Origin of the sequence: Hoeflea sp. EC-HK425, from assembly GCF_902498795.1 — a bacterium.
GTDB lineage: Bacteria > Pseudomonadota > Alphaproteobacteria > Rhizobiales > Rhizobiaceae > Hoeflea > Hoeflea alexandrii.
This window is the reverse complement of sequence record NZ_LR701558.1, coordinates 1-9,224: the sequence shown is the minus strand read 5'-3', so window position 1 is coordinate 9,224 and position 9,224 is coordinate 1. Positions and strand designations below refer to the sequence as shown.

At 60.3% G+C, this 9,224-nt stretch carries 8 protein-coding genes; 5 read left to right on the top strand and 3 right to left on the bottom strand.

Annotated elements, in window-relative coordinates; all coding sequences use genetic code 11:
* Positions 1-482: 482 nt before the first annotated feature.
* The 3 genes from repA (at position 483) to repC (ending at position 4,101) form a co-directional block, all read left to right on the top strand.
* Entirely contained in the window at positions 483-1,700 is a 1,218-nt protein-coding gene (gene repA, locus SPHINGO391_RS01875) for a plasmid partitioning protein RepA (protein WP_024271574.1), read from the top strand.
* Entirely contained in the window at positions 1,697-2,674 is a 978-nt protein-coding gene (gene repB / locus SPHINGO391_RS01870; protein WP_023517308.1) for a plasmid partitioning protein RepB, read from the top strand. The genes repA and repB overlap by 4 nt, the downstream gene beginning before the upstream one ends.
* A 212-nt stretch (positions 2,675-2,886) precedes the next feature.
* Positions 2,887-4,101 carry a plasmid replication protein RepC gene (repC, locus tag SPHINGO391_RS01865; protein WP_023517307.1) on the top strand — a complete coding sequence of 405 codons (1,215 nt, stop codon included), beginning with the start codon at positions 2,887-2,889 and terminating at the stop codon, positions 4,099-4,101.
* A 20-nt stretch (positions 4,102-4,121) separates the two neighbouring features.
* On the opposite strand, the gene SPHINGO391_RS01860 is transcribed toward repC, so the two are convergent.
* Positions 4,122-4,505: a hypothetical protein gene (locus SPHINGO391_RS01860; protein WP_023517306.1), complete on the bottom strand. Its 384-nt coding sequence runs from the start codon at positions 4,503-4,505 to the stop codon at positions 4,122-4,124.
* Positions 4,502-5,185 carry a ParA family protein gene (locus SPHINGO391_RS01855; protein ID WP_023517305.1) on the bottom strand — a complete coding sequence of 228 codons (684 nt, stop codon included), beginning with the start codon at positions 5,183-5,185 and terminating at the stop codon, positions 4,502-4,504. The genes SPHINGO391_RS01860 and SPHINGO391_RS01855 overlap by 4 nt, the downstream gene beginning before the upstream one ends.
* 383 nt (positions 5,186-5,568) lie before the next feature.
* On the opposite strand from SPHINGO391_RS01855, the gene SPHINGO391_RS01850 reads away from it, so the two are divergent.
* A complete protein-coding gene (locus tag SPHINGO391_RS01850; protein WP_152007279.1) occupies positions 5,569-6,036 on the top strand; it encodes a plasmid mobilization relaxosome protein MobC in 468 nt (155 codons plus the stop codon).
* Complete coding sequence (locus tag SPHINGO391_RS01845; protein ID WP_024271575.1) at positions 6,026-8,605, top strand: relaxase/mobilization nuclease domain-containing protein; 2,580 nt, start codon at positions 6,026-6,028, stop codon at positions 8,603-8,605. Before SPHINGO391_RS01850 ends, SPHINGO391_RS01845 begins: the two co-directional genes overlap by 11 nt.
* A gap of 8 nt (positions 8,606-8,613) precedes the next feature.
* Here SPHINGO391_RS01845 and SPHINGO391_RS01840 read toward each other — a convergent pair whose 3' ends face one another.
* Positions 8,614-8,832, bottom strand: coding sequence for a hypothetical protein (locus SPHINGO391_RS01840; RefSeq protein WP_023517369.1), 219 nt, complete (start codon positions 8,830-8,832; stop codon positions 8,614-8,616).
* Positions 8,833-9,224 lie beyond the last annotated feature (392 nt).

Below are 9,224 nucleotides of genomic sequence, written 5' to 3'. Positions count from 1 at the left end.
GGGGAAAGGGGACGGTTCCCTCCTCCCTTTCCCCAAACCCCTTTCCCTCTCCCCTTCGGAGCTGAGTATTGGAGGATCCGCGCAAGGTGGCGATTGAGTTACCGGGCAGATAGGCCCGAGCGCGCGGGGGCTGATGGGTCTCGTTGGATTACGGGCTTGTCCTAAGTAGATTGGGGGAGTGTCGTGATTTTCGAGGGCGGCCTGTGTGTGCGAGGCCGAAAACGTCGATTTTCTCGCTCATAGGACCGCGGAACGGCCACGTGATTGACCATCCGATTCTCTCGTCTTGAGATCGTCTGTGCGAGAACTGCTTGGCGAGCTGGCCGCGATTGTCAGCTGACAATGGCACTAAGGACCAGAAATATAAGGGTAAATTGGCTTTGCCACAGTCGTAAATTTGCGTTAACCAAAAAATGCTTGACCCATACGGCCGATCTGGGATCATTTGCGGAAACTTCAACAAATCTTTGGAATTTCCGTGAATGGCGATCAAAGCCGCGACTATGGACCTTCAGAGCAGGGCCGCTGCGTTCTCAATTGATGAGACGATCCAGCATGACTCGGTAACGCTCAGTAGCCAACTTCAGGTTCTCTTTGAGAAGCTGTTCTCTCCGAATGCTGTAAAATCCTTGCGCCGTTTCAGCAGCACCGAAGCAGCGAAGCTGATTGGTATCACCGACAGCTATGTACGTCATGTCGCTGCGCAGGAGGACGAAGTAACCTCTGAGCGCACTCCTGGAGGGCGCCTGACCTTCTCGCTCGAAGAAGTAAACCGGATTCGACAGATCCTGGGAAGGACGAAACCAGCCTACTTGCCCAATCGCCGCGAAGGAGATCACCTTCAGGTAATTGCCGTGACAAACTTTAAGGGTGGTTCTGGAAAAACAACTACCGCAACGCATCTTGCGCAGTATCTCGCGCTGAGAGGCTATCGTGTACTGGCCGTCGATCTCGATCCTCAAGCGTCCATGTCCGCGATGCTGGGTTTCCAGCCGGAATTTGACGTCGGTGACAACGAAACGCTCTATGGAGCGATCCGGTATGATGGGGAACGGCGACCTGTGAATGAGGTCGTGAGGCAGACCTACTTTGCAGGATTGGATTTGATCCCGGGTAACCTTGAACTGCATGAGTTTGAGCACGATACGCCGCGTGCGCTTGCGTCCAGAGACGCATCAGACAGCGACATGTTTTTTATGCGGGTAGGCAATGCGCTAAGCAGCTTGCAGGAAGACTATGACGTCGTCATCGTCGATTGCCCGCCGACCCTCGGTTTCTTGACGTTGTCCGCCCTCTGTGCGGCGACTTCGGTTCTGATAACCGTTCATCCGCAGATGCTCGACATCGCTTCGATGAATCAGTTCCTTTCAATGACCTCCAACCTCCTGTCAGTCGTAAAAGAGTACGGCGGAAATCTCGACTACGATTGGATGCGCTATCTTATCACTCGCCACGAACCAAACGATGGACCTCAGGCTCAGATAGTCGCATTCCTTCGGAATCTCTTTGGGGACCGAGTTCTCACATCGATGATGGTGAAGTCCACGGCCGTGTCTGATGCCGGACTTTCAAAGCAAACGATCTATGAAGCCGGGCGCGACACGATGCACCGCCAGACCTACGATCGGGGCGTAGAGGCTATGGACGGGGTGAATAGTGAAGTTGAAACACTTATCCGCAAAGCGTGGGGTAGGGCATGAAGGGTCGTGACATCCTGAAAAGCATGGTTTCGGCGGGCCATCCGGTAGGTGAGACGCAGGCCGTTCCGCCGACGCAAAAACCAGCGGGAGCAGTGCGTGCGATGAATCTTTCGCTCGGGCGCCTCAATGATGAAGCAAACGCGGCGAGAGAGCTGCGCGACGCGCTCGCGGCTGGCGATAGGGTAGTCGAGCTGGACCCGGCTTCGGTCGAGTCCTCCTTTATTCAGGATCGCATCCCAGTCGAGAACGACCCCGAATTCGAGAAGCTGAAGCTCGCGATTACCGAAGCGGGTCAACAGGTGCCGATCCTGGTGCGCCCGCATCCCAAAAAACCCAATGTCTATCAGTCTGTCTTCGGTCACCGGCGCACGCGAGTGGCGACGATGCTTGGGCGCCAGGTAAAGGCGGTCGTTCGAGAGATGGACGACGAGCAGTTCATTCTCGCACAGGGGCAGGAGAACGGACCGCGCGCTGATCTCAGCTTCATAGAGCGCGCATTGTTCGCTCGACGCATGGACGAATTCGGCTTCGACCGCGACACCATCGCAAAAGCACTCTCTGTCGATAAACCAGAAACGTCGAGGCTCCTTCAGGTCGCGGAAGCTGTCCGACCTGACGTCATTATGGCGATCGGCCCGGCGCCGAAAGTGGGAAGACCGAGGTGGGTGGCATTCGCGGAGGGCCTCAAGGACACGGAGGCGGCCAAGCGTGTAGCGAAGGAGCTTACGTCCGAGGCATTCGCTGCGGCTGATTCAAACACTCGGTTTGAACGTCTGTGGAAAGTGCTGGTGGATCGCCGTGAAAAGCAAAGTACACGTGCCGAAGTGTTGCGTGACCGGAAGGGTCTCCAACTCGCATCCATTGAGCGAAACAAGCGGGGGGCGAAGATCACCGTGACATCTGAGCCATTTGCAATTTTTCTCTCGGAGAAACTTGCGGACCTTGTGTCACTCTTCGAAAGCGAAAAACGCTAGAGTTTCAATTCTTTGAGCGGATTGTCATCTGACAATTCACTCTCAACCAGGAGCGTACCGAACAAAAGAAAAAGGCCCCCAAAACGTCGCCGTCGTGGAAGCCCTTCTCGGATATAAGCAACCTGAGAATCTCATTTCCACGAATCGCTGTCAAGAGTCTTTGGCACCGTTTTGGTGAGCAGATTTCTTTTGCCTTTTGAAAGGTGATGGAAATGCAGATAGGACGCGTATCAACGCCCCACGGGCGGCCGATGACGCTTGCCTTGGTGAGAGGCCAACTCGAAACGGCCGATCGCAATCCGAGCAAGGCGGTCAACAAATGGAAAGTCTTTAACGACGTCGGCGAGACGAAGGACGTCTTCGGCCTGCAGGATCGTTCAATCACGGTATTGCAGGCGCTGCTCAGCTTCTATCCGAGCGACGAGCTTTGCGATGAAAACGGCGGCCTCGTTGTCTTCCCGTCGAACAGCCAGTTGTCCCTGCGCGCCCACGGAATCGCCGGCACGACATTGCGTCGGCATCTCGCCGCGCTGGTGGACGCCGGCCTGATCGAACGACGCGACAGCCCGAACGGGAAGCGTTATGCGCATCGGGGCAGGGGAGGGGAGATCGAGACGGCCTTTGGCTTCAGCCTTGCGCCGCTGCTTGCTCGCGCGGCCGAACTCGCGAACCTGGCGCAGCAGGTCGCCGCCGAGCGTCTTCGCTTCAAGCGCGCCAAGGAAGCGCTGTCCCTGTGCCGGCGCGACGTCCGCAAGCTGATCACCGCGGCCATGGAAGAGGGTGCTGACGGCGATTGGGCGACGATCGAAGTCATGTTCATCGGCCTGATGGCTCGTCTTCCGCGCACGCCTCGGCGCGAAGACGTCGACGCTGTGCTCGAAGAAATGGAGCTTTTGCGCGAGGAAATCATCAACCGATTGGAAATTCAGGTAAAAGCAGAAAAAACGGACGTCAATGACCACCATGATGGACGTCACATACAGAATTCAAATCCCGAATCCTTCCATGAACTTGAACCTAGCTCCGAAAAAGAGCAGGGCGAGATGCCGAGCCAGAAACCGAAACGGATCGGCGAACCGCTGAAGGCATTCCCGTTACCGTTGGTGCTGAGAGCGTGCCCCCAGATCGGCGACTACACCTCTGGCGGCCGGATCGAGACCTGGCGCGAGCTGATGGCGGCGGCCGTCGTAGTTCGGTCGATGCTGAACGTCAGCCCGTCGGCCTATCAGGAGGCGTGCGAGGTGATGGGACCCGAAAACGCCGCGGTTGCCATAGCCTGCATCCTTGAGCGGGCCGAGCACATCAAATCGGCGGGCGGATATCTGCGCGATCTGACGCGCAAGGCGGCACGCGGCGAATTCGGCCTCGGGCCGATGCTTATGGCCGCGCTCAGGGCCAATAGCGGAGACGAGAAGCGAAGCGCATGATCGCCTGCTTCCCGCCAGTGTCAGGAAATGTCGGGTATGCGGTCGGCGATCTTCACGAGATAGTCGTCGATGGCCTCCTCGATGTAGCTGTTGAACTTGCGACGCTCGATGGCGGCGAGGATCTTCAGCTTCTTGTGGACCTCGGCGCGGATATGGATGCCGGTCGTGACCTTCTCGGTCTCCCGGAAGCGCTTGCCGGCGATGGGATCGCGGCTTTCTCCTTTGGCAACCAGGTCGCGGAACTGCGTCCGGCCGCCGGACGGTTTTGAGGACGCACCGTCGTCATCGCCGTCGGTTCTTGCCGGGGGAGGGGAGGTGGCGGGCTTTTCGCGCACGGAAGGTCGATCGCGACCGGTCGAGATCAGCCCGAGCACGAGGTTCTTGCTATCCGATGGCTCGCTCATTGCTTCGCCTCGGCAGAGCTCGAACTGTAGAGGGTAAGCAGCTCGCCGAGGAGCGTTTCCATCTCTGCGATCGCTTTCGGGTCGGATTTTGCGACGGTCTGCAACGTCCCGGCGGCGCCGATCGACTGATAGGAGGCCCGCCGCGCGATTGGCTGCGATGCGAGCGCAACACCGCTCTCCCGCAGGATTTCGCGAAGCGGTTCGTGGGCTTTGGCGCGGCCGGTGACGAGATCGTGCTGGTTGATGACGATCATCGCCGGAAGTTTGCGCTTCTGGTCTTCCTCGACCACCGGAATATGGTTGAGCGCGAGCTGCATGCCGGCGACCACATCGTCCTGAGTGGTCTGCAGCGGGATCAGCACGATGTCGGCGCAGTAGAGACCGGCGAACAGATTTTCGTTCGTCGTGCCCTCGATGTCGACAAAGACGATTTTGCCTTCCTCCTGCTGTTGCAGCGCCATCTTGTAAATCTGGTTGGGATCGAGGCAGCTTTCCGCCTCCAGCCTGTCCGGCCAGACATTCATCTGTTTCGACATCGTGAACCAGCGCATTGTGTTTGCCCGGCTGTCGGCGTCGATCAGAAACACGTCGTTGCCGGCATGGGCGGCCGTACCAGACAGCGCTCGAACGAGTGTGGTCTTTCCGGTCCCGCCTTTGGGATTGGCGATAGTGACGATCATGATAGCTCCTTTAGTGACATAAAGTATAATTAATACCTTCACCCTCTTTCCGCAACGAAATCGTTGCCCATTGTTCGTTCACCATTGATGATTGACGATTGATGATTGCCCGTCGACAACGGGCAATGGGTAACGGGCAATGAGCAATTGCCCGTTAACAATGGTCAATCGAAGCGCGATTAACCGTCGGTGATTAATGGGTAATTGGCAATTGCCTGCGATATCGCGGGCAATGACAGCGTTAACAACGGGCAATTGTTAGCGTTGCAGGTTGCTGTTTGCTGCGGCGCATGAGCGGGCCGATGATGAGAGTGTTCGTGCACGTCGGGCTGCTGAATGAGATTAAGTATAATTGAGATTATTGTGGCAGGATAGTCAAGTTTGTGGTACAAACTCGACATCGCCCGCCTTCGGCAGGGCAGTGGTTCGCGCCTCTGGCGCTCTGGGTCGCCTCCGGCAACCTGGCAAGCGGGAAGGAAGACATGCGCAGCGAGGTGGTCAGGGTCCGACTGCAGCCGGAAGAGCGCCAGGCGCTTGCCGCACTTTGCGGGGAAAGCCGGACCGCAAGCGACGTCATCCGGCTGCTGTTTCGTGAGCAGGCGGGCCTGCCGCTCCCGGTCGGACCAGCCGAAGCCGATGCCCTGCGTGGCACGAATGAGGAACTTCGACGCATCGGCATCAATCTCAATCAGGCGGTTAGGGCAATGAATGAAGGGCGGGTCGGGTACGAACCGCATCTCGACGCCGCTCTGCGCAAGCTCGCCAACGGCGTGTTTCGGCTGCGCGCCGACGTCGACCTGATGCTCCGTATCAGCCGCAAGGAGCGGAAGGGATCAGGTCATGGCGCATGACTGGTCCGGGCTGCTCGGCGAGATCGAGGCTTTTTCCGCACGCCGGGCCTCGTCCCTGATAGACGAGGAAGAGGAGCTGCGCCGGCGGCGCGCTAGTGGCGTCGCTCTGTCGGCCGGGGAACCGACACGACGATTTGTTCCCACAGGGATCGCAAAGAAAGCGGCGACCGGGGCTTCTATTACTTCGAGCGAGCCGACCATCGCATCCATCCTCCAGGCGCCGGCGGCGTCGCAACAGGGCGTCATTGCGCTGGTTGGTGCGCTGGGTGCCGGCCGAGATCGCGATGAGGAAGAAGAGCCGAGGGCGTCGGCCGGCGGGGGAGGGGGCGGCGGTTCCGCTGCGGCCACCCCGCGCGCGACTCGGCCAATAGTTCCGCGACGGGTGGCGATGGGTCGGACGTCGGCAGAAACGGCGAGCCGGGCGGCAATTGCCGCCGGCGCACAGCCGGTCGTGATCAAGGTGACGTCAACCGTGTCCAGCCGGGCGTCGGCCGCCGGCCTGATGACCTATCTCGCCACGCGGGAGGTCGAAAAGGAAAACGGCGAGAAGGGCAAGGTCGATATCTCGATTTGTAATCAGGACGGCGTTGCGATTTCCAGTCGGGAGGACCGGGCGGCGGCGCTGGCCGAATGGACTGCTGATTTCCGCGAGGCTTATGCGGTCAACGCGCTGTCTACCTTCTCCATGAAGCTTGCCGATGACGTCGATGATGCCGCCCTTCACGACTCGCTGAACGCCGCCTTCAGCTCGAAACCCTTCCTTTACTCCCGGCATGCCGACGGACAGGTTTCCGTTTTCGCGGTGACCGATCTGCCGGCCAAGCGGATCGCCACGGCGCTGAAGGCCCGCGAGAAGGGCGAGGGGCCGGCGCGCGTCGTCGAAAATGCGGAGGCAGACTTTGCTCGCCGGCTGGCCGACGCCGGCGTCTCGGCCGAGGTCCGCGTTCTCGGCGCGGCCGTTTCTGAAAAATCCGGCCGCTACTTCCTCGAGAAGTTCCTGCGCACGGAGAAGGCCATCACCACCAGCGAAGGCGATCCGGTCAAGTCCGGCTCCAGCGTCAAGGACAAGGCTGATGGCATCTGGCGGGCCTGGTCCTCGCTCATTCGCACGGTCGAGCCGCGCAACGCTTTCCACGTCATCTTCTCGGCGCGGGCCGGGACCGATGCGGAGGCGATGACCCGCGCCGTTCGGGATTTCCTCAGCGAGCAGGTTGGTGGCCACCGCTGGATCACGGCGCATCACCCGGAAACCGGCCATGTTCATGTCCATGCGATGATCTCGGCGCGTGACGACGTCGGCAAGGCGCTGCGGCTGACCAAACCGGAGCTATATGAATGGCGCGAACGCTTCGCGGCGAAGGCGCGGGAGCGGGGTATCGCCATGGTCGCCACCCGGCGCGCAGATGTGGCCGCCACGCGGCCCTATAGCCAGGCGCAGGCCGGCGCCTATGAACGCGGCAGACAGGATCCTCGCTATCTCAAGACGCCGGCTGTCGCCAGTCGCGTCGAGCGAAAACGCGCCGGCGTCATCGACCGTGTCTCGCTCACCAATGGCAATCTCGCTCTTGCCCCGAAATGGCAGACGACCGCGAGCGCCCTGCAGCGGGCCGGCGCGGAGTCTTCCGTGGTTGCGGCGGCCGACCGGTTCGCAGCCGCGGCCACTGCTCAAGCACCGCATTCCGCTGCTCGGGCCAGCGGCTTCGTCCTTCTCCGGTTGGAGATAGAACAAGCCATGGAGCGCGAGACGATGGCGGTGATCGTCGAGGGCGCAATCGGCGTCGAGGCCAAATTGATTTCCGCCGAGGGGAAGTCCGTCCAGGTTCTGGCGCCCACGACCGCGAGCGTCAGCAAAATCGAGCGCGAGCTGGCGAAGCAAAACGACGAGTTTGGCCCCGGTTCCGAGACGCGATCCGTTGCCCGAGATTTCCAGGCGCGGTTGCTGGCGCATGGGTTGCGCGCCGCGGTCGTCATCGAGGCGGCCGGCTCCGCCAAGCATGGTGCGCCGTCACCCTGGCTGCAGAAGAAATTCGATGCCGTGGCCGAGCGGTCCGCTGCGCCGCCGGACGAGCCATTGGCGGAGTTCAAGACTCTGATCGCCACCATTCAACAGCAGAAGGAAAAGGCCATGCCCCTATCGTTGGAACAGTTCGACGAGCGCGTCTCGCGGGCGAACAAGTCCATGGACCGCCTTGAGACGATGGTCGACAGCAGCGCAGAACGTCAGGCCGTCGAGGAGATGCGCAAGGAGATTTCGGCGCTGTTTGAAGAGCAGCGCCGCGACATCCAGATGCAGCAGATGCGCTCGGTCAACGATACCGCGGGGGCGGGGGATACGCCGCCGGCGGCGCGTGTCGACGAGGCGCGTATTCAGGACCGGCCAGCGCCGGCAACCGTCGATCCCGCGATTGCCGCCCAGCAGCAGGCAATTGCCGCCGGCCGTGCGTCCCGCGCGGCGCGGGAGCAGGCCGGTGCGTCGAAGGTTGCCCAGGACGAGCAGCGCCAGCAGATCCTGCGGCAGGCGGAACAGGAACGCCAGCGCGGCAATGATCGGGACGGGGCCGAACGGTAGGCGCGTTCCTATTCGTCCATCAAGCCGTCGAAGACTTCCAGAAGGGCGTTGACGATGGCCTGGCCGAGCGCATTGGCCGAGGCGGCGACCTCATCGTCGCCCTTGTCTCGGGTGGCGATCGCAAGGTTGCCGCCCTCTTCGGCGACAATCGCCTTCGCCCGCTCGATGGCCCAAAGGGCGAAATCGCTGCGGTTGGAAATCGTCATTGTTTCCGTGGTCTCATCCATGGCGTTTACTCTCCCTCGGCGCAGCACAACCCGCTGTTCGTTTCCCTCTTCGCGAAATCCAGCCATATCGCCGGGTGCCTATCGGCGGAACCACTTTCAGCATCTTCGGACTGAATTCATTTGGACTTTCTACTCTGAATGTTTGCACCGCGCCGTGTGATCGCCTAGACTCGCGAGCGAAGCAGTCACGCGCTGCTTCCGGGCGTGGAAACCCGTCATAGCTTGGTAGGTGCCGCGACATGGCACCACTCTTCGACCTTTGCGATCGGGTCTCTAGTCGCGCGGGCGTCAATCCCTTTTCCAAAAATCCCTATACGACTGATTTCGTTCATTCTTGGTCTTCGATCGGTGCCCCTTTCGGGCACACCAGATCGTTTGCCGACGAGGTTCCG

What these genes read in the sequence shown, in the direction of transcription:
- repA (WP_024271574.1), top strand. Translation starts at nt 483, where the DNA reads ATGGCGATCAAAGCCGCGACTATGGACCTTCAGAGCAGGGCCGCTGCG.
- repB (WP_023517308.1), top strand. Translation starts at nt 1,697, where the DNA reads ATGAAGGGTCGTGACATCCTGAAAAGCATGGTTTCGGCGGGCCATCCG.
- repC (WP_023517307.1), top strand. Translation starts at nt 2,887, where the DNA reads ATGCAGATAGGACGCGTATCAACGCCCCACGGGCGGCCGATGACGCTT.
- SPHINGO391_RS01860 (WP_023517306.1), bottom strand. Translation starts at nt 4,505, where the DNA reads ATGAGCGAGCCATCGGATAGCAAGAACCTCGTGCTCGGGCTGATCTCG.
- SPHINGO391_RS01855 (WP_023517305.1), bottom strand. Translation starts at nt 5,185, where the DNA reads ATGATCGTCACTATCGCCAATCCCAAAGGCGGGACCGGAAAGACCACA.
- SPHINGO391_RS01845 (WP_024271575.1), top strand. Translation starts at nt 6,026, where the DNA reads ATGGCGCATGACTGGTCCGGGCTGCTCGGCGAGATCGAGGCTTTTTCC.
- SPHINGO391_RS01840 (WP_023517369.1), bottom strand. Translation starts at nt 8,832, where the DNA reads ATGGATGAGACCACGGAAACAATGACGATTTCCAACCGCAGCGATTTC.